Annotated in this window: 18 protein-coding genes; 11 read left to right on the top strand and 7 right to left on the bottom strand. The window is 68.1% G+C overall.

Annotated features, from left to right (window positions below; translation table 11 throughout):
* Positions 1 to 78 precede the first annotated feature (78 nt).
* The 5 genes from WS87_RS28550 to WS87_RS28530 all read right to left on the bottom strand — a co-directional run bounded on the left by WS87_RS28550 (position 79) and on the right by WS87_RS28530 (position 6436).
* A complete protein-coding gene (locus WS87_RS28550; protein ID WP_059818494.1) occupies positions 79 to 930 on the bottom strand; it encodes a carbohydrate ABC transporter permease in 852 nt (283 codons plus the stop codon).
* A 26-nt stretch (positions 931 to 956) separates the two neighbouring features.
* Positions 957 to 1916 carry a carbohydrate ABC transporter permease gene (locus WS87_RS28545; RefSeq protein WP_059689227.1) on the bottom strand — a complete coding sequence of 320 codons (960 nt, stop codon included), beginning with the start codon at positions 1914 to 1916 and terminating at the stop codon, positions 957 to 959.
* 54 nt (positions 1917 to 1970) lie between these two features.
* Positions 1971 to 3230, bottom strand: a complete 1260-nt coding sequence (locus tag WS87_RS28540) for an ABC transporter substrate-binding protein (protein ID WP_059818527.1) — start codon at positions 3228 to 3230, stop codon at positions 1971 to 1973.
* A 63-nt stretch (positions 3231 to 3293) separates the two neighbouring features.
* Positions 3294 to 5279, bottom strand: a complete 1986-nt coding sequence (locus tag WS87_RS28535) for a beta-galactosidase (RefSeq protein ID WP_059818493.1) — start codon at positions 5277 to 5279, stop codon at positions 3294 to 3296.
* A gap of 8 nt (positions 5280 to 5287) precedes the next feature.
* Complete coding sequence (locus WS87_RS28530; RefSeq protein ID WP_059818492.1) at positions 5288 to 6436, bottom strand: ABC transporter ATP-binding protein; 1149 nt, start codon at positions 6434 to 6436, stop codon at positions 5288 to 5290.
* Positions 6437 to 6626: 190 nt separating this feature from the next.
* Here WS87_RS28530 and WS87_RS28525 point away from each other — a divergent pair, with 190 nt between their 5' ends.
* Entirely contained in the window at positions 6627 to 7661 is a 1035-nt protein-coding gene (locus tag WS87_RS28525) for a LacI family DNA-binding transcriptional regulator (RefSeq protein ID WP_059818491.1), read from the top strand.
* A 115-nt stretch (positions 7662 to 7776) separates the two neighbouring features.
* Here WS87_RS28525 and WS87_RS28520 read toward each other — a convergent pair whose 3' ends face one another.
* Positions 7777 to 8418, bottom strand: a complete 642-nt coding sequence (locus WS87_RS28520; protein ID WP_059689231.1) for a GntR family transcriptional regulator — start codon at positions 8416 to 8418, stop codon at positions 7777 to 7779.
* Between the two features lie 94 nt (positions 8419 to 8512).
* Here WS87_RS28520 and WS87_RS28515 point away from each other — a divergent pair, with 94 nt between their 5' ends.
* Positions 8513 to 8989 (top strand): OsmC family protein, encoded by a 477-nt coding sequence (locus WS87_RS28515; RefSeq protein WP_059818490.1) that lies wholly within the window; start codon positions 8513 to 8515, stop codon positions 8987 to 8989.
* 88 nt (positions 8990 to 9077) lie between these two features.
* On the opposite strand, the gene WS87_RS28510 is transcribed toward WS87_RS28515, so the two are convergent.
* Positions 9078 to 10028, bottom strand: coding sequence for a LysR family transcriptional regulator (locus WS87_RS28510; RefSeq protein WP_059818489.1), 951 nt, complete (start codon positions 10026 to 10028; stop codon positions 9078 to 9080).
* A gap of 114 nt (positions 10029 to 10142) precedes the next feature.
* Here WS87_RS28510 and WS87_RS28505 point away from each other — a divergent pair, with 114 nt between their 5' ends.
* From WS87_RS28505 to WS87_RS28465, 9 genes are all read left to right on the top strand, one after another.
* A complete protein-coding gene (locus WS87_RS28505) occupies positions 10143 to 11894 on the top strand; it encodes an IlvD/Edd family dehydratase (RefSeq protein ID WP_059528963.1) in 1752 nt (583 codons plus the stop codon).
* A gap of 101 nt (positions 11895 to 11995) precedes the next feature.
* Positions 11996 to 12925 carry a dihydrodipicolinate synthase family protein gene (locus tag WS87_RS28500; RefSeq protein ID WP_059818488.1) on the top strand — a complete coding sequence of 310 codons (930 nt, stop codon included), beginning with the start codon at positions 11996 to 11998 and terminating at the stop codon, positions 12923 to 12925.
* A 24-nt stretch (positions 12926 to 12949) separates the two neighbouring features.
* On the top strand, positions 12950 to 13879 hold the full coding sequence (locus tag WS87_RS28495; RefSeq protein ID WP_059689236.1) for a Gfo/Idh/MocA family protein: 930 nt from the start codon (positions 12950 to 12952) through the stop codon (positions 13877 to 13879).
* 81 nt (positions 13880 to 13960) lie between these two features.
* Positions 13961 to 14965: an arabinose ABC transporter substrate-binding protein gene (locus WS87_RS28490; RefSeq protein ID WP_059818487.1), complete on the top strand. Its 1005-nt coding sequence runs from the start codon at positions 13961 to 13963 to the stop codon at positions 14963 to 14965.
* Between the two features lie 20 nt (positions 14966 to 14985).
* Positions 14986 to 16533, top strand: a complete 1548-nt coding sequence (gene araG, locus WS87_RS28485) for an L-arabinose ABC transporter ATP-binding protein AraG (protein ID WP_059818526.1) — start codon at positions 14986 to 14988, stop codon at positions 16531 to 16533.
* Between the two features lie 25 nt (positions 16534 to 16558).
* Positions 16559 to 17578, top strand: a complete 1020-nt coding sequence (gene araH / locus WS87_RS28480; RefSeq protein ID WP_044847378.1) for an L-arabinose ABC transporter permease AraH — start codon at positions 16559 to 16561, stop codon at positions 17576 to 17578.
* Positions 17579 to 17629: 51 nt separating this feature from the next.
* The gene (locus tag WS87_RS28475) at positions 17630 to 18529 is read left to right on the top strand and encodes an SMP-30/gluconolactonase/LRE family protein (RefSeq protein WP_059818486.1); all 900 of its coding nucleotides are present in this window, start codon (positions 17630 to 17632) and stop codon (positions 18527 to 18529) included.
* A gap of 171 nt (positions 18530 to 18700) precedes the next feature.
* On the top strand, positions 18701 to 19204 hold the full coding sequence (locus tag WS87_RS28470; RefSeq protein ID WP_059818485.1) for a MarR family winged helix-turn-helix transcriptional regulator: 504 nt from the start codon (positions 18701 to 18703) through the stop codon (positions 19202 to 19204).
* Positions 19205 to 19434: 230 nt separating this feature from the next.
* Positions 19435 to 20265 carry a p-hydroxycinnamoyl CoA hydratase/lyase gene (locus WS87_RS28465; protein ID WP_059448873.1) on the top strand — a complete coding sequence of 277 codons (831 nt, stop codon included), beginning with the start codon at positions 19435 to 19437 and terminating at the stop codon, positions 20263 to 20265.
* Positions 20266 to 20282 lie beyond the last annotated feature (17 nt).

The following is a 20282-nucleotide window of genomic DNA, read 5'->3' as shown; positions in this document are numbered from 1 at the left end:
AAAAAAGCCCGCCGAAGCGGGCAATCCTCTCGATGAAGAGGGGGAGATCTGAATGTGCGATCGGCGGTCAGCGCGAGTTCAACCTTTGGTCGCCCCGAACGTCAGCCCCGCGACGAAATGTTTCTGCATCGCGAAGAACATCGCGACCGACGGCAACGCGGCGAGAATCGACCCGGCCGAGACGAGGTTCCACGATGTCGTCCATTGTCCCTTCAGCGCTGCCACCCCCGCGGTGATCGGCGCGGCCTCGTCGCCTTGCGTGAGACACAGCGCCCAGAAGTAATCGTTCCAGACGAACGTGAACACGAGAATCGCAAGCGCCGCCAACGCCGGCCGGATCAACGGCAACACGATGCGCCAGAACACCGTCCATTCGCCGGCGCCTTCGATCCGCGCCGCCTCGATCAGCTCGAACGGCAACTGCCTGATGAAATTCCGCAGAAACAGCGTACAGAACCCCGTCTGAAACGCGACGTGAAAGAGAATCAACGCCTCGACCGTATTGAATACCCCGAGCCTGAGCGACAAATCCCGCACGGGAATCATCAACACCTGCACCGGCACGAAATTCCCCGCGACGAACGTCCCGAACAACGCAGCATTCCCGCGAAACCGGTAAGTCGCCAGCGCGAACCCGGCCATCGCGGCAAGCGCGATCGACCCGAGCACCGACGGCACCGTGATCTGCACGCTGTTCCAGAAGTAATGCAGCATCGGCGACGTGGTCAGCGCGTCGCGATAGTTCTCGATCATCGAGAAGTGTCGCGGCCAGCCCCAGTAGTGGCCTTCGACCAGTTCCTCGGTCGAGCGCACCGACGTGACGAACACCGCGATCATCGGCAGCAGCCAGATCACCAGCGCGACGGGCAGCGACAGCTTGTACAGCCGGCGCGATACCGGCTTCCAGTGGGCAACGGGTGTCGGAAACATGATGAAGGCATCCCCGGAAGGTCAGGTCACTGCTCGTTGCGCAGCATGCGGCGCAACTGGAACACGATGTAGACGAGCATGATCGCGAACAGCACGACCGCGATCGCCGCGGAATAGCCGAGCCGGTAGTACTTGATCGCCTGGTCGTACATGTAATACGCGAGCACGGTCGAGCTCTCAAACGGGCCGCCGCCCGTCATGACCGAAATCAGGTCGAAGCTGCGTAGTGCGCCGATCACCGTGACGACGATCGCCATGAATGTGGTCGGCCGCAACTGCGGCAGCACGACGTGCCACAGCAGCGCGAAGCCGCGCGCGCCTTCCATCCGCGCCGCTTCGATCTGTTCCGGGTTCACCGACGTGAGGCCGGTGAGGTACAGGATCATGCAGTACGCGGTCTGCGGCCACAGCGCGGCGAACACGATGCCGAACGTCGCGTAGCGCGCATCGCCGAGCACCGGGATGCCGTGTCCGGCGATCAGCGCGAGCAGCCCGAAGGTCGGATCGTAGAACCACGAGAAGATCAGGCCGACGACCACGCCCGACAACACGAACGGCGCGAAGAACAGCGACTTCACGAGCCGGATGCCGGCGACCGCCTGGTTCAGGTACAGCGCGAGCGCGAGGCCGAGCGGCGGCGCGAGCATGAACAGCGCGAGCCAGATCACGTTGTTGCGCAGCGCGGTGTAGAACGTCGGCGCGTGCAGCAGCTCGGCGTAGTTCGCGAGACCGACGAACGTGCGCTCGGTCATTCCGTCCCAGTTGCAGAGGCTCAGCCACAGCGTCGACAGGATCGGCCAGATCACATAGACGGCAACCATTGCGCACGCGGGCGCGAGAAAGAGCCACGCGGCGCGCTGTTGCCGCCGCACGGCCGGCGACGGGCGACGCGCGCGCAGTGCGGCGGGCGACCTGCCGGCCGGCGGCGCGGCGGCGGCCGGAGCGGCAGGCGTTTCGACGGGTCTGGACGTGATCGGACTGGACACGGCAAGCCTCCTGGGCGGACGCGGCGGCACCGGGCCGCCGCAGGGGTCACGCGGTTACTTCTTGTAGATCCGCTTGCGGGTCTGCTCGAGTTGCGCGAGCACGGCATCGAGCTGCGCGGGATTCGCGAGGAACTGCTGCATCCCCTTCATCCCTTCGTCGGCCATTTCCTTCGTCATGTCGCGGTCGTAGAACTGCGCGACGCCGCCCCGGGTATCGGCGAGGATCCGGAAGCCGATCCGCGAGATCGGATCGGCCGGTTCCGGCGACTTGCTGTTGGCCGACAGCGAGCCGAGCCCTTCCGCGAGCTTCGCGCCCATCTCGGGCGTTTCGACGAACGCGAGGAACGTATGCGCGTCGGCCTTGTTCTTCGCCTTGGTCGGGATGTGCAGCGATTCGACCGGGCCGTCCTCGGCGGTCGGCACCTTCGGGTCGATGATCGGGAAGCGGTAATAGCCCATTTCCTGCTTCACGTTCGGCGGAAAGCCCGCGGCGATGAAGGTGCCCATCAGCATCATCGCGGCCTTGCCCTGGAACAGGAACGGCTGCGCGCCGTCGAGATCGTAGGACAGCGCGTTGTCGATGAAATAGCCCGAATCGATCAGCGATTTCCACGTCGTGTAGACCTTCTTCACGCGCGGGTCGGTGTACGGCACGTCGCCGGCCATCAGCTGCTGGTGGAACGCATTGCCGTTCAGGCGCAGGTCGAGATAGTCGAACCAGCCGGCGAGCGTCCACGCGTCGCGGCCGCCGACCGCGACCGGCGTGATGCCGGCCGCCTTCAGCTTCTTGCATGCGTCGAGGAATTGGTCCCAGGTCTTCGGCTCGTCGGCGATGCCGACCTTGCGGAACAGGTCCTTGCGATAGAACAGCCCCCACGAGTAATAGACGGTCGGCGCCGCGTACTGCTTGCCGTTGTACGACGATGCGTCGCGCGTCGACGCGTACATCGCGCCCCAGCCGTTCTTTGCCCAGTCGCCGCTCAGGTCCTCGAACAGCCCGCGCTTCGCGTAGTACGCCATCCGCTCGCCCGCGTGCCAGTTCACGACGTCGGGTGCGACGGTCGTGAGCCATGCGGGGAGCTGCACCTTGTACGCTTCCTCGTCGACGAAGGTGGGCTTCACGTCGATGTCGGGATGGGCCTTGTGGAACGCCTCGAGCGTCGACTGCCAGACCGCGCGCTGGCTGGCGCCCTTGAACGCGATGTTGATCGTCAGCGTGCCCGCGTCGGCCGGCGCCGCGGCGCCGAACGAAGCGAACGCGATGGCGGCGGCGGTCGCAAGCCGGGCGGCGACGCGAAGGGGGCGATGTGTCATGTATGTCTCCATTCCTGTGTGTCGTTGTGCTTGACCGGCGCGTCGCGGCGCCGGGGGCGGTTGCTACGAACGGCTTCGGTACACGGCGACGCCTTGCGGCTCGACCTGCGCGGCGCCGACCACGAACGCGGACGGCGGCACCGCATCGATCGTGTGCGGCGTGCTGCCGTAGTTGAATACGTAGGTCAGGCCGCCGCGCCGGCTTACGCGCACGCCGTCGCCGAGCGGAGATGGTGTCAGGCCGGCTTCGGCCGCGACATCGGCGAACAGGCGCGCGGTGGTCGCATCGTCGAACAGCGCGGCCCAGTAATGCAGCGTGCCGTGCGACACGCAGGCCGGATGACCGTCGGCGAAGCGTGCACGCACGACGCTGCGCGCGTCGTCGTGCAGCTCGACGAGGTCGCGCCAGTGGCGTGCGTCGCCGGTGAGCGGCGAGCCGTCGCGCAGCGTGCCGTCGATCCGCTCGGTCACGTTCGGCCGCAACGATTCGACGCGCCACACGCGCATCGGCAGGATCGCGGCGAGGGGGCCGGGCGGCAGCGTCGGCGGAATCTGCAGGTCGATGGTCTTCGAACCGGTGCGCGGGCCGAACACCGCATGCGCGCCCGAGGCGGCGAGCCGCGCCGCGAAGTCGTCCGGCACGATCGGCAGCGGCGGCACGACGACGAGCCGGTAGCCGTCGAGCGGCGCATGCGCGGAAATGATGTCGACGTCGAGGCCGAGCGAACGCAGCGCCGAGTAGTACTCGAACGCGAAGCGCGGGTAGTGGAAATCGGCGCCTTGCGGCTGCACTTCGAGCAGCCACTTCGCTTCGTAGTCGAACACGAGCGCGACGGGCGCACGCACGGCGCCGTTCGCGTCGGCATCGGCGCCGATCACGGCGGCAATCTCGTGCGCGACGCGCTGTGCTTCGCGGCCGCCCTCGTCGAGTCGATCGTCCGGCGTGTGCAGGCCCGCGTGCATCTGCTCCTGCGCGAACGGCGCCTGCCGCCAGCGGAAGTACGACACGCAGCCGGCGCCGTGCGCGAACGCTTCCCAGCTCCACAGGCGCACCATGCCCGGCAACGGCGCGGGATTCCAGTGCGCCCAGTTCACGGGCCCCGGCTGCTGCTCCATCACCCAGAACGGCAGCTTCGACATCCCGCGATAGAGGTCATGATTGAACGACGCGAAATCCGGGTGGCCGGTGCGCAGCCAGCGCGCCTTCACGTCGGGCGCGAACCATTGCTCCTCGAGCGCGCCGAGCGGGTAGCTGTCCCACGTCGCGACGTCGAGGTCGCGCGCGACCTCGTAGTGATCGAACTCGGTGAAGAGCTGCATGAAATTGTGCGCGACGGGGCGGCCCGGCGAATGGGCACGGATCACGTCGACCTGCATCCGGTGATAGCGTGCGACTTCGTCCGACGCGAAGCGCCGATAGTCGAGGCGGTGCGACGGATGCGCTTCGGTCACGGTGCCGACCGGCGCGTCGACTTCGTCGAAATGCCGATACTCCATGCTCCAGAACACGGTGCCCCACGCGCGGTTCAGCGCGTCGATCGTGCCGTAGCGCGCCTGCAGCCATGCGCGAAAACGCACGAGCGCGGCGGGCGAGTAGCTGACGACCGTCTGATGGCAACCGAGCTCGTTGTCGGTCTGCCAGTAGCGCACGGCCGGGTGGCGGCCGTAACGTTCGGCGACCGCCGTGCAGATGCGGCGCGACGCGTCGAGATAGGTCGGCGACGAGAAGTCGTAGTGGCGGCGCGAACCGAACGTGCGCGGCCGTCCGTCCGCGCCGATCGCGAGGATGTCGGGGTGACGGTCGACGAGCCACTTCGGCGGCGTCGCGGTGGGCGTGCACATCACGATCTCGAGACCGGCCGCGGAGAGCACGTCGACCGCGCGGTCGAGCCAGCCCCAGTCGTATTCGCCCGGCGACGGCTCGATGCGGCTCCACGCGAATTCGGCGATCCGCACCTGCGCGATGCCGAGCGCCTTCATCCGGCGGGCGTCGTCGGCCCACATCGATTCCGGCCAGTGTTCCGGGTAGTAACAGACTCCGAGGCGCATGCCGATCCTTATGCGTAATGGTGGACGGGAAGGTCGGCGCACGCGGGCAGCGCGCGGCCGTCTTCGGTGAAGAGGTGGCAGGCCGCGGCCGGCGCATGCGCGTGCACGCGCTCGCCGCGACGCAACGGCGCGTCGCCTGGCACTTTCGCGATCAGCGGCGTGCCGCCTGGCTGGTCGAGATGCACGTAGGTCTGCTCGCCGAGACGCTCGACGAGCACGACGTCGCGCGCGAGCGTGGTTGCGTCGTGCGCGGCGCCGAGCGTCAGGTGTTCGGGGCGGATGCCGAGCGTGACGGCCGCGCCGACCGCGAGCACGGAACCGTCGCGCGGCAGCGTGAAGGTTTCGCCGGACGGCACGACGGTGACGATCGTGCGCTGCGCGTCGCAGGCTACGACGATGGCCGGCAGGAAGTTCATCCGCGGCGAGCCGATGAAGCCGGCGACGAAGCGGCTGGCCGGATGGTGATAGAGGTCGAGCGGCGCACCGACCTGCGCGATGCTGCCGTGCCGCGCGGTGTCCGCGCCGGCGTGCAGCAGCACGATCTTGTCGGCGAGCGTCATCGCTTCGGTCTGGTCGTGCGTCACGTAGACGACGCTCGCACGTTCGAACTGCCGGTGCAGCTTCGCGATCTCGATGCGCGTCTGGCCGCGCAAGGCCGCGTCGAGGTTCGACAGCGGTTCGTCGAACAGAAACACGCCGGGCTCGCGCACGATCGCACGACCGATCGCGACGCGCTGCCGCTGGCCGCCCGACAGCGCTTTCGGCTTGCGCTCGAGCAGCGTGTCGAGCTGCAGGATCCGCGCGGCGTCGCGCACCTTCCGGTCGATCTCGGCCTTCGGCACGCGCGCGAGCTTCAGCCCGAACGCCATGTTCTCGTAGACCGTCATGTGCGGAAACAGCGCGTAGCTCTGGAACACCATCGCGACGCCGCGTTCGGCGGCCGGCACGTCGTCGACGCGGCGGCCATCGATCGAGAGCTCGCCGTCGCTCAGGTCCTCGAGCCCCGCGATCATCCGCAGCAGGGTCGACTTGCCGCAGCCGGACGGACCGAGGAACACGCAGAACTCGTGCGCGCCGATCTCCAGATCGACGTCGCGAATGACCGGCGCGTGCTCGCCGTAGGCTTTCTGCACGCGCCGCATCGAGATGCTCGCCATTGTCTCCGCTCCATGTTCTAATGCGCTCTCATCGATGCTTAAGCGCTTAACCATCGCGATCAAAAAAAGCGCCGATAGCGATCGTGGCCGAGCCGTGCCCGTTGATCGGGCGGCAGGGTGTGCGGCGATAGTGCACCGCTTCGGTGAGCGAAGCAAATACTGGATCGGCATCTCATATAGTGGACACATCATGGCGACACTCGATGAAGTGGCCCGCCGCGCCGGCGTGACGGCCGCGACGGTCTCGAACGTGCTGCGCAACCGCGGCCGGGTCGGCGAAGCCACGCGGGCGCGGGTGCTCGACGCCGTGCAGGCGCTCGGCTACCGGCCGCATCTGGCTGCGCGGGCGCTGGCGGAAGGGCGCGCGCCGACGGTCGCGCTGATGGTGTCGAGCATCGCCAACCCGTTTTATCCGGAATTCGCGCTCGCGGTCGAACGCGCGGTGCGCCGCAACGGGCAATTCCTGATCGTCTGCAATACCAACGAAGATCCGTTGCAGGGGCGCGCGTATCTCGACCAGATCGCCGGCACGATTTCCGAAGGCATTCTCGTGACCAACGCGAACCTGCATTTGCCGGATCTCGTCGACGTCGCGCGGCGCGGCGTGCCGGTCGTGCTGTGCCTGTGGGAGCGGCCCGATGCGCCGCCCGAAGGGTTGCCGTGCGTGGCCGTGGATTTCCGCGAGGCGGGGCGGATCGCGACGCGGCATCTGCTCGAGCTCGGGCATCGGACGATCGGCGTGATCGTCGGCGGCTCGGCGAGCGGCGTGCAGGCGGCGCGCTACGACGGCTTCGTCGACGTGATGCGCGAAGCCGGGCTCGACGCGTCGATCGTCGCGGCCGAACCCGATTCGATCGAAGGCGGCGTGCGCGCGGCGGGATGGCTGCTCGACGCGCATCCGGAGCTGACCGCGCTGGTCGCGACCAACGACCTGCCCGCGATCGGCGCGCTGCACGCCGCGGCCGATCGCGGCCGGCGCGTGCCCGACGATCTGTCGATCGTCGGCATCACCGATATTCATCTGGCCAGCGATACGCGTCCCACGCTGACGACCGTTGCGATCCCGACCGCCGAGGCCGCGGGGCTCGCGGTCGAACTGCTCAACGCATTGCGCGAGGCGGGCGGGCACATCGACGATGCATCGCGCGTGCGGACGGCGCCGGTGCCGCGATTGGTGGTGCGGGGTACGACGGGCGCGGCGCCGGGGCGGCGCACGAAGGCGTAGACGTCGACGGGGGCGCGAGTTTTTCCGGTACCGGGCGCGGCTTGGAAGCTGCACATGGGGCGAGCCGCGAACCGGTGGACGCAATGACGAGGCCCGGCCGGATCGCCCGGCGTCGTCACCCGCCTTCGACGAGCCGCATCACGATGCGCCGGGCCGAATCGAGATGCGCGACTGTCATCGCGCGTGCGCCACGTGCATTGCGTTCGCGGCATGCTTGCAGGATTGCGTCGTGCTCGACCTGGAACGACGGCGTATCCGCGAGCAACGTGGCTTGCAGCCGCTCGTAGCGCTCGACCTGGCTGCGTAGCTCCGCGATCGCCTTCAACTGCCGCGCGTTGCCGCAGCACGAATACAGCAACGCATGGAATTCGCGATTCAGTTCGCCTTGCCGGCGCGGCACGTTCGATTCGCCGAGCAGCCGGTGCACGAGTTCGGCACGCGCGAGCGTTTCGTCGTCGAGCCGCTTCACGCTGCGGTAGATCGCATCGCCTTCGAGCAGCGCGCGCATGTCGTAGATTTCCTGCACGTCGGACGCGCTCAGCATCCGCACGACCGCGCCGCGATTGCGGAAGATGTCCAGCAAGCCTTCGCGCTCCAGACGCTGGATCGCTTCGCGCATCGGAATCCGGCTGATTCCGAAGCGCTCGGCGAGGTCGCGCTCGACGAGCCGCTCACCTGCGTGCAACTCGCCGTTGATGATCATCTCCCGCAACGATGCGGCCACGGCGTCCGCCGTGGAATCGGGTCTGGCTTCCATGCTTCCGGGTTCCTCATTTTGGAATAATGGTATACCAAACGGCATTCCGGTGCCACAATGACGGCCTCACGTTCCGACAGCAGAGGAGAGCGAGATGGCGCATGGCGAACACAAGTACCGCGTGGCAGTGGAGTGGACCGGCAACCGGGGAACCGGTACGTCGGGGTATCGCGAATACGGCCGCGATCATGTGATCCGCGCGGGTTCGAAGCCGGACATTCCGGGCTCGTCGGATCCGGCGTTCCGCGGCGACGCGGCGCGCTGGAATCCGGAAGACCTGCTGCTGGCGTCGGTATCGGCGTGCCACAAGCTCTGGTATCTGCATCTATGTTCCGATGCGGGCATCCGCGTGCTCGCGTATGTCGATGACGCCGAAGCGACGATGCTCGACAGCCCCGAGCCGGGGCGCTTCACCGAAATCGTGCTGCACCCGCATGTGACGATCCTCGCGGGCGACGATCGCGAACTGGCCGAGCGGCTGCACCATGACGCGCATGCGAAGTGCTATGTGGCGAATTCGGTGAATTTCCCGATCCGGTGCGAACCGGTGATCGAGTTCGCGGCGGGGTGATGCCAGGCTTGGAGCGGGCTGGGTTCGCTGCGCGCCGGGCGTAACCGCAACGCGGCGCGCGGGCCGGACGAAACCGGGCCGCGCCGCGTTACAACGCGATCCCGTAAACCTCCCTCGCCGCCGCCCGAATCGCATCCGCCATCACCTCGACGGCCGGCGAATGCAGCCGGTCGGTGCGCGTGATGATCCCGAAATCGTCCATCCGGCAATCCATCTCCAGCGGCAGCACCGAGACGATCCCGTGCCGCGCGTAGTACAGCGCGACATCTTCCGCGAGCACCGCGATCATGTCGCTCTGCTCGATCAGCTGCGTGATGAACAGCAGCGCGGCCGTCTCGACGACGTTCGCGGGCGGTGCCAGGCTCGCGCGCTGGAACACGAGCTCGAAGCGGTGGCGCAGCACGCTGCCGGCCGGCGGCATCACCCATGCGGCGCGCTGCACGTCGGCGAGCGACAGCGGCGCCTGCGCGAGCAGCGGATGGCCGGGCCGCACGACCGCGGCGACCGGCTCGCCGGTCAGCGGCTCGTAGCGCAGGTGCAGCTTGTCGTGTTCGGCGGACAGCCGGCCCAGCACGATGTCGAGCCTGTCCTGCGCGAGGTGTTCGAGCAGCGCATTACTCGTGTCGATCGCGACGGATACGCGCACGTTCGCATGCGTGCCCTTCACCGCGGCGACGGCCGGCGGCACGAGCCGCAGCCCCGGCGACGTGATCGCGCCCACCGCCACGTGCCCGAGATGGCCGGCCTTCAGCGCGGCCAGTTCCTCGCGCGCCTGGTCGAGGCTGCCGAGCGCCGCACGCGCGTGGCGGATCAGCACGTCGCCATACAGCGTCGGCCGCATCCCGCGCGGCAGCCGCTCGAACAGCACCGCGCCGATCGATTCCTCGAGCTCGCGCAGCAGCTTCGACGCGGCGGGCTGCGTCATGTTCAGCGCGGCCGCCGCGCGGTGAATGCTGCCTTCGTCGGCGAGCGCGACGAGCAGCAGGAGCTGGCGGGTCTTCAGGCGGTTGCGGTTTCCCCACGGGCTGGCTTCTTGCATCGTACGGGTTTATATCGATATCGGATTCGATATCGTAATCGCCTAAAACGTCATTAGCCAGTTATCAAAATTCTGCCTAGACTGCGCCGGTATCCCGTCACCACAGGACTGACGATGTCGGCAACAAAACCCAGGCTGCGCTCCACCCAATGGTTCGGCACGAACGACAAGAACGGCTTCATGTACCGGAGCTGGATGAAGAACCAGGGCATCCCCGATCACGAGTTCGATGGTCGGCCGATCATCGGCATCTGCAACACGTGGTCCGAACTGACGCCGTGCAACGCGCACTTCCGCAAGCTCGCCGAGCACGTGAAGCGCGGGATCTCGGAAGCCGGCGGCTTCCCGGTCGAGTTCCCGGTGTTCTCGAACGGCGAATCGAACCTGCGGCCATCCGCAATGCTCACGCGCAACCTCGCGTCGATGGACGTCGAGGAAGCGATCCGCGGCAACCCGATCGACGCGGTCGTGCTGCTCGCCGGCTGCGACAAGACGACCCCGGCGCTGCTGATGGGCGCGGCGAGCTGCGACGTGCCGGCGATCGTCGTGTCGGGCGGGCCGATGCTGAACGGCAAGCTCGAAGGCAAGAACATCGGCTCGGGCACGGCCGTGTGGCAGTTGCATGAATCGCTGAAGGCGGGCGAGATCGACCTGCACCACTTCCTGTCGGCCGAGGCCGGCATGTCGCGCTCGGCCGGCACCTGCAACACGATGGGCACTGCGTCGACGATGGCGTGCATGGCCGAGGCGCTCGGCGTCGCGCTGCCGCACAACGCCGCGATTCCGGCCGTCGATTCGCGCCGCTACGTGCTCGCGCACATGTCCGGCATCCGCATCGTCGAGATGGCGCTCGAAGGGCTCGTGCTGTCGAAGGTCCTGACGCGCGCCGCGTTCGAGAACGCGATCCGCGCGAATGCGGCGATCGGCGGCTCGACCAACGCGGTGATCCACCTGAAGGCGATCGCGGGCCGCATCGGCGTGCCGCTCGAGCTGGAGGACTGGATGCGCATCGGCCGCGACACGCCGACGATCGTCGACCTGATGCCGTCCGGGCGCTTCCTGATGGAGGAGTTCTATTACGCGGGCGGGCTGCCGGCCGTGCTGCGCCGGCTCGGCGAAGGCGGGCTGCTGCCGCACCCGGACGCGCTGACGGTCAACGGCAAGTCGCTGTGGGACAACGTGCGCGAAGCGCCGAACTACGACGACGAGGTGATCCGCCCGCTCGACCGGCCGCTGATCGCGGACGGCGGCATCTGCATCCTGCGCGGCAATCTCGCGCCGCGCGGCGCGGTGCTGAAGCCGTCGGCGGCGAGCCCCGAGCTGCTGAAGCATCGCGGCCGCGCGGTGGTGTTCGAGAACCTCGATCACTACAAGGCGACGATCAACGACGAAGCGCTCGACGTCGATGCCAGCTCGGTGCTGGTGCTGAAGAACTGCGGGCCGCGCGGGTATCCGGGGATGGCCGAGGTCGGCAACATGGGGCTGCCGCCGAAGCTGCTGCGCCAGGGCGTCAAGGACATGGTGCGGATCTCGGATGCGCGGATGAGCGGTACGGCTTACGGCACGGTCGTGCTGCACGTCGCGCCGGAAGCCGCCGCGGGCGGGCCGCTGGCCGCCGTGCGCAACGGCGACTGGATCGAACTCGACTGCGACGCCGGCACGCTGCACCTGGACATTACGGACGACGAACTGCAGCGCCGCCTGTCGGACGTCGATCCGACCGCCGCGCCCGGCGTGGCCGGCCAGCTCGGCAAGGGCGGCTACGCGCGGCTGTACATCGATCACGTGCTGCAGGCCGACGAGGGGTGCGACCTCGACTTCCTGGTCGGCATGCGCGGTGCCGACGTGCCGAGTCATTCGCATTGAGCGGCAGGCGGGCGCGGGCGATGGCCCGCGCGACGCGAAGTGGCGATATGAAACCGTGAACGCTTGATGGCCTCGCCTCGAGGCCGACGCAGGACCGAACCATGACATCGAGCAGCACGCCGCGTTATCGCGGCATTTTCCCCGTCGTCCCGACGACGTTTTCCGACACCGGCGAGCTCGACCTCGCGAGCCAGAAGCGCGCGGTCGACTTCATGATCGACGCGGGCTCCGACGGCCTGTGCATCCTCGCGAACTTCTCCGAGCAATTCGCGATCACCGACGACGAACGCGACGTGCTCACGCGCACGATCCTCGAACACGTCGCCGGCCGCGTGCCGGTGATCGTCACGACTTCGCACTACGGCACGCAGGTGTGCGCCGCGCGCAGCCTGCGCGCGCAGCAGCTCGGCGCGTCGATGGTGATGGCGATGCCGCCGTATCACGGCGCGACGTTCCGCGTGCCCGAAGCGCAGATCTTCGACTTCTTCGCGCGTGTGTCGGACGCGATCGACATCCCGATCATGATCCAGGACGCGCCCGCGAGCGGCACCGCGTTGTCCGCGCCGTTGCTTGCGCGGATGGCGCGCGAGATCGAGCAGGTCGCGTACTTCAAGATCGAGACGCCCGGCGCGGCGAACAAGCTGCGCGAGCTGATCCGGCTCGGCGGCGACGCGATCGAAGGGCCGTGGGACGGCGAGGAAGCGATCACGCTGCTCGCCGACCTGCATGCCGGCGCGACCGGCGCGATGACGGGCGGCGGGTTTCCGGACGGCATCCGGCCGATCCTCGAAGCCTTCCGCGAAGGGCGGCACGACGATGCGTTCGCGCGCTATCAGGCGTGGCTGCCGCTGATCAATCATGAGAACCGCCAATCCGGGATCCTCACCGCGAAGGCGCTGATGCGTGAAGGCGGCGTGATCGCGTGCGAGCGGCCGCGGCATCCGATGCCGGAACTGCATCCGGACACGCGCGCGGAGCTGATCGCGATCGCGCGCCGGCTCGATCCGCTCGTGCTGCGCTGGGCGCACTGAGCAAGTGGCGAAGGAGGAACGCAGATGAGCAACGTGATTTCGCTGGGCGTGATCGGGATCGGCAAGATCGCACGCGACCAGCACCTGCCGGCGATCGCCGCCGAACCGGGTTTCGTGCTGACCGCGTGCGCGAGCCGTCACGCGGAAGTCAGCGGCGTGCGCAATTATCAGGACCTGCGCGCGCTGCTGGCCGCCGAGCCCGAACTCGACGCGGTGTCGCTGTGCGCGCCGCCACAGGTGCGCTACGCGCAGGCGCGTGCCGCGCTCGAAGCCGGCAAGCACGTGATGCTCGAGAAGCCGCCGGGCGCGACGCTCGGCGAAGTGGCCGCGCTCGACGCGCTCGCGCGCGAACGCGGCCTCACGCTGTTCGCGACCTGGCATTCGCGCTGCGCGAGCGCGGTGGAACCGGCGCGCGCGTGGCTCGCGACGCGCACGATCCGCGCGGTGCAGGTGCGCTGGAAGGAAGACGTGCGGCGCTGGCATCCGGGCCAGCAGTGGATCTGGGAACCCGGCGGCCTCGGCGTGTTCGATCCCGGCATCAACGCGTTGTCGATCGTCACGCGGATCCTGCCGCGCGAACTCGTGTTGCGCGAGGCGACGCTCTACGTGCCGAGCGACGCGCAGATGCCGATCGCGGCCGAACTCGATTGCGCCGATACGGAAGGCGTGCCCGTGCGCGCGGAATTCGACTGGCGGCACGGCCCCGTCGAGCAATGGGAAATCGCGGTCGACACGTCGGACGGCGTGCTCGCGATCAGCCGCGGCGGCGCGCAATTGTCGATCGGCGGCGAGCCGGTCGAGATCGGGCCGCAGCGCGAATATCCGGCGCTGTATGCGCAGTTCCGCGCGCTGATCGCGCGCGGCGAAAGCGACGTCGACGTGCGGCCGTTGCGGCTCGTCGCCGATGCGTTTCTGTTCGGGCGGCGCGTCGGGACCGACGCGTTCGGCCGCTGATACCGTGCCGGCGCGCGCCATCGCGAGCGCGACCGCGCACGACGGTAGTTGAAGACCCAAGCCAATACAAGGAGACACCGCATGAACCGCACGATTCGCCGACACACCCTGCGCGCGCTGCTGGCCGCGCTTTGCATTGCGCCGCTCGGGATGTACGGCGCAGCGCACGCCGACGCGCCGCTGAAGATCGGCTTCCTGGTGAAGATGCCCGAGCAGGCATGGTTCATCAACGAGCAGAACGCGGCGTCCGCGCTGGGCCAGAAGGAAAACTTCTCGGTCGTGAAGATCGGCACGCCGGACGGCGAGAAGGTGCTGGCCGCGATCGACAACCTCAACTCGCAAGGCGCGCAGGGCTTCGTGATCTGCGCACCCGACGTGCGCCTCGGGCCGGCGATCGCCGCGCGCGCGAAGCGCTACAACATGAAGTTCGTGACGGTCGACGACCAGCTCGTCGACTCGACCGGCAAGCCGCTCACGAACGTGCCGCACCTCGGGATGTCGGCGACCAAGATCGGCAACCAGGTCGGCCAGGCGATCGCCGACGAGATGAAGCGGCGCGGCTGGAAGCCCGAGGAAGTCGGCGCGCTGCGCATCACCAACTACGAGCTGCCGACGGCGAAGCTGCGCACCGACGGCGCGACGCAGGCATTGCTCGCGAACGGCTTCCGCAAGGAGAACATCTTCGACGCGCCGCAGAAGACGACCGACGACAGCGGCGGTCTCGAGGCGGCCTTCCCGGTGCTCTCGCGCCATCCGAACGTGAAGAAATGGGTGGTCTTCGCGCTGAACGAGGAAACCGTGCTCGGCGCGGTGCGCGCGACCGAACAGCTGCACATTCCGGCGGCCGACGTGATCGGCGTCGGCATCAACGGCGCGGGCGAGGCGTTCGCCGAATTCCAGAAGAAGGAACCGACCGGCTTCTACGGAACGATCGCGGTCAGCTCGACGAACCACGGCAAGGACAGCACGCAGAACCTCGTCGACTGGATCCGTAACGGCAAGACGCCGCCCGCCGACACGCAGACGAGCGGCAAGCTGATGACGCGCACGAACTGGCAGGCCGTGCGCACCGAGCTCGGTATCTGAGCGTGCGGGGCGACGACGCGATGACGATGCAGACGATGACGGCCGTGTCCGACAACGACGACGCGGCCGTGGCCACGTCCGGCGATGCGCTGCTCGCGCTCGACGGCATCACAGTGACGTTCCCGGGCGTGCGCGCACTCGACGGCGTGTCGCTGTCGGTGCGCGCGGGCGAAGTGCACGGGCTGATGGGCGAGAACGGCGCGGGCAAGTCGACGCTGCTGAAGGTGCTGTCCGGCGTGAACCAGCCGCAGGCCGGCACGTTGACGCTGAACGGCACCGTGCAGCGCTTCGCGTCGACGCGCGCCGCGCTCGAGGCCGGCATCGCGATCATCTACCAGGAGCTGCATCTGGTGCCCGAGCTGACGGTCGCGGAGAACCTGATGCTCGGCCAGTTGCCGAGCCGGCTCGGCGTGGTCGACGAACGTGCGCTTGCCGTACGCGCGCTCGACGCGCTGGAGCGGCTCGGCGAGCATATCGATCCGGACATTCCGGTGAAGTATCTGTCGATCGGCCAGCGCCAGATGATCGAGATCGGCAAGGCGCTGATGCGCGACGCACGCGTGATCGCATTCGACGAACCGACCAGCTCGCTGTCCGCGCGCGAGACCACGCAGCTGTTCCGCATCATCCGTTCGCTGCGGGCGGAAGGCCGCGCGATCATCTACGTCACGCACCGGATGGAGGAAGTCGACGCGCTGTGCGACCGCGTGACGGTATTCCGCGACGGCCGCCGGATCGAGACGTTCGAATCCGTTGCCGATCTCGACCGGGACCGGCTGATCGGCTGCATGGTCGGCCGCTCGATCGAGGACGTGTACGGCTACCGGCCGCGCACGGCCGGCGACGTGCTGATCGAGGCGAAGGGGCTGATGGGGCCCGGCCTGTCCGAGCCGGTGTCGTTCGCGGCGCGGCGCGGCGAGATCGTCGGCTTCTTCGGGCTCGTCGGCGCGGGGCGTTCGGAGCTGATGAAGCTGCTGTACGGCGCGGCGCGCCCGAGCGGCGGGCACGTCGAGCTGGGCGGCAAGCGCGTCGCGTTCGCGAGCCCGCGCGACGCGGTGCGTGCCGGCATCGCGCTGTGCCCGGAGGACCGCAAGCAGGAAGGCATCGTCGCGATCGCGTCGGTCGCCGACAACCTGAACATCAGCGCGCGCCGCCATTTCAGCCCGGCGCGCGTGCTGCTCGACGCGCGGCGCGAACGCGAACTCGCGCAACGCTACATCGAGCGGCTCGCGATCAAGACCCGCGACGGCGAGACGCCGATCGGCGCGCTGTCGGGCGGCAACCAGCAGAAGGTCGTGCTCGCGCGCTGGCTGGCCGAGCGCATCGACGTGTTCCTGATGGACGAGCCGACGCGCGGCATCGATGTCGGCGCGCGCGCGGAAATCTACAACCTGTTCTACGAGCTCGCGGAAGCGGGCCGCACGGTGATCATCGTGTCGAGCGACCTGGCCGAGGTGATCGGCGTGTCGGACCGCATCGTCGTGATGAAGGAAGGGCGGATCGCGGGCGAGGTCGCGAAGGCGCAGGCGACGCCCGATGCGCTGATCAAGCTCGCGCTGCCGCGCTAGCGCAGTCAACCGGAAAGCAACTGATATGAGCCAGGCAATGCAACCCCAACGTACTTCCCCGTCCCCGGATGCCGCGGCCGCGCCCGCGCGAGCGCGCGGCGGCGTGTGGCAACTGATCAACCGCTCCGGCATCGTGATGGTGTTTCTCGTGCTGTTCGCGACGCTGTCGCTGACCGTGCCGGACTTCCTCACGCCGCGCAACATCCAGGGCCTGCTGCTGTCGGTCACGCTGATCGGCTCGATCGCGGTGACGATGATGTTTGTGCTCGCGCTCGGCGAAGTCGACCTGTCGGTCGCGTCGATCGTCGCGTTCTCGGGCGTCGTCGCGTCGACGCTGATCACCGCGACGCACAGCGTCGTGCTCGGTATCGCGGCCGGCGTGCTCGCCGGCGGCGCGGTCGGGCTCGTCAACGGCGTGCTGATCGCGCGCTGGCGGATCAATTCGCTGATCGTCACGCTCGCGATGATGGAAGTCGTGCGCGGGCTCGCGTTCATCACGTCGAACGGCGACGCGGTGATGATTTCCGAGGAGCGCTTCTTCGATCTCGGCGGCGGGTCGTTCCTCGGCATTTCGTATCCGATCTGGAGCAACATCGTCGGCTTCGTCGTGTTCGGTTTCCTCTTGCGCAAGACCGTGTTCGGCAAGAACGTGCTGGCCGTCGGCGGCAACGGCGAGGCCGCACTGCTCGCCGGGCTGCCGGTGATGCGCATCAAGATCGCGGTGTTCGTGCTGCAGGGGCTCGTGACCGGTTTCGCCGGCGTGATGCTCGCGTCGCGGATGAGCCTCGGCGATCCGAAGACGTCGGTCGGCCTCGAACTCGGCGTGATCTCTGCGTGCGTGCTCGGCGGCGTGTCGCTGACGGGCGGCGTCGCGACGATTTCCGGCGTGCTGGTCGGCGTGCTGATCATGGGTTCCGTGCAGGACGCGATGAGCCTGCTGAACGTGCCGACCTTTTACCAATATCTGATACGCGGCGGAATTCTGTTGCTCGCGGTGCTGTTCGACCAGTATCGTCGCAACCAGCGGCGCGCGATGAAGATCTGACCCTGGCGAACGCGCGTCCGCCCGCGAAGGCGACAGACATCGGGAGACGGCATGCAACAGATTCATCCGGGCGCGGCGGCGCTGCTCGTCGACAGCCGCAACACGCTCGGCGAAGGCGCGACGTGGTGCGACGCGACACACGCGCTGTACTGGACGGACATCGAAGGCGCGCGGCTGTGGCGCTGCCGCGCGGACGGCTCGGACCTCGCGCAGTGGCCGATGCCGGAGCGGCTCGCATGCTTCGCGCTGACGAACGAGCCGAATGTGCTGCTCGTCGGGCTCGCGACGCATCTCGCGTTCCTCGATCTGCGCAGCGGCGAATTCACGCGGATCGTCGACGTCGAACTCGATCTGCCGACGCGGCTGAACGACGGCCGCTGCGATCCGTTCGGCGCGTTCGTGTTCGGGATGAAGGACGAAGGCGGCGACCCGCCGCGCGCGGTCGGCGGCTTCTACCGGCTCAATCCGGACCTCACGCTCGAACGGCTTGCGTTGCCGGCGGCGGCGATCGCGAACAGCATCGCGTTCTCGCCGGATGGGGCGAAGATGTATTTCTGCGATTCGATGGTGCGCGAGATTTTCGTATGCGATTACCGCGCGGGCGGCGACGTGGCCAACGCGCGGCCGTTCGCGCGACTGACCGATGCGGATGGCGACCCGGACGGCTCGACGATGGATCGCGACGGCGGGCTGTGGAACGCGCAGTGGGGCGGCCGGCGCGTGGTGCGCTACGGGCCGGACGGCGCCGAGACGGATCGCGTGACCGTGCCGACCGCGCAGCCGAGCTGCGTGACGTTCGATGGCGAAGGCCGGCTGTACGTGACGAGCGCGCGCGTCGGATTGAGCGACGACGCGCTGGCGAGCGATGCGCACGCCGGCGGCGTATTCGTCGCCCGGACGCGCTACACGGGGCTGCCGACCGCAAGATTCGCTGGGGCGCCGCGCGGCTGACCGCGTGTCGGATCCCGTTCATGGGATGCGTCCGACGCAGCGAGCCAGGCGATCCGGCGCGCGATCTGCCGCGCATGCACACGCGCACGGAGGCTGTCCGGCTTGCCGGAACACGCCGTTCGCTCCCCGACGTGCTGGTAAGATGGCCCGCAATTCCATCCCGCCCGCACCATGAGTTCTGCACCGACCAAGCCCGCGAATCCGAAAAACGCCGCGAAGAACGCCGCCCGCGCGACGGGCGACAAGTCGAAGGCGCGCGTGCCGCAGCGCCTGACCTACGTGGTCGGCAGTCTCGAACGGCTGCTGCGCCGCCACATGACCGACGCGCTCGCACCGCTCGGCATCACGCTCGCGCAATACACGGCGCTGTCGGTGCTTGAGGCGCGCGGTGCGTCGTCGAACGCGCAACTGGCGGAACGCTCGTTCATCACGCCGCAATCGGCGAACGAGGTGATGAGCGTGATGGCCGCCCGCGGTTTCGTCACGCGCGAAGCCGACCCGTCGCACGGCCGCATCATCCTGCTGACGCTGACCGACGAAGGCGCGGCGATGCTGCGCGAATGCGAAGCCGTGCTGCGTCCGCTCGAGACGCGGATGCTCGGCGACGTCTCCATCGACGACGCCACGCACGTGCAGCGCACGCTCGAACTGTTCGCGCGCAACCTGCGCAGCTGACCCTTTCCCGAACCTTCACGACACGGGCCCGTGCGGCCCGTGTTCGCGTTCCCGCCCGCTCGCCGGTCACCTGACCGTTCCCCGATTCCAGCATTGCCGTCGCTTTCCGCTCCGGGTTTACACCGGCGCTCGTGCCGCTTGCAATATCAGGTAGCCTGATATTAAATGAAGCCGTCCGCAGCAGGAATGCTGCGCACCGAATCGCACAGGAACGAACGACAGGAACAGACATGAGCAAGTACGACAACCGCTGGCAGACCGTTGAAGTGAAAGTGGAGGCCGGCATCGCGTGGGTCACGCTGAACCGCCCCGAGAAGCGCAACGCAATGAGCCCGACGCTGAACCGGGAGATGCTGGAGGTCCTCGACGCGGTCGAATTCGACGACGAGGCCAAGGTGCTGGTGCTGACCGGCGCGGGCGCGGCGTGGACGGCCGGCATGGATCTGAAGGAATATTTCCGCGAGATCGACGGCGGCTCCGACGCGCTGCAGGAAAAGGTGCGGCGCGACGCGTCGGAATGGCAGTGGCGCCGCCTGCGGATGTACAACAAGCCGACGATCGCGATGGTGAACGGCTGGTGCTTCGGCGGCGGTTTCTCGCCGCTCGTCGCGTGCGACCTCGCGATCGCGGCGGACGAAGCGGTGTTCGGGCTGTCCGAAATCAACTGGGGCATCCCGCCGGGCAACCTCGTCAGCAAGGCGATGGCGGACACGGTCGGGCATCGCCGCGCGCTGCACTACATCATGACCGGCGACACGTTCACCGGTGTCGAGGCGGCTGAAATGGGCCTCGTGAACAGCAGCGTGCCGCTGGCCGGCCTGCGCGACGCGACGATCGCGCTCGCCGCGCGGCTGATGGACAAGAACCCGGTCGTGCTGCGCGCGGCGAAGCACGGCTTCAAGCGTTCGCGCGAACTCACGTGGGAGCAGTGCGAGGATTACCTGTATGCGAAGCTGGACCAGGCGCAGCTGCGCGATCCGGAGCGCGGCCGCGAACAGGGGCTGAAGCAGTTCCTCGACGACAAGACGATCAAGCCGGGCCTGCAGGCATACAAGCGCTGATACAAGCGCCGACGCAA

Source organism: Burkholderia sp. MSMB0856 (assembly GCF_001524645.2).
Classification (GTDB): Bacteria; Pseudomonadota; Gammaproteobacteria; order Burkholderiales; family Burkholderiaceae; genus Burkholderia; species Burkholderia diffusa.
Note: the sequence above shows the minus strand (reverse complement) of the source record. Positions and strands in the feature narration are given on the sequence as shown.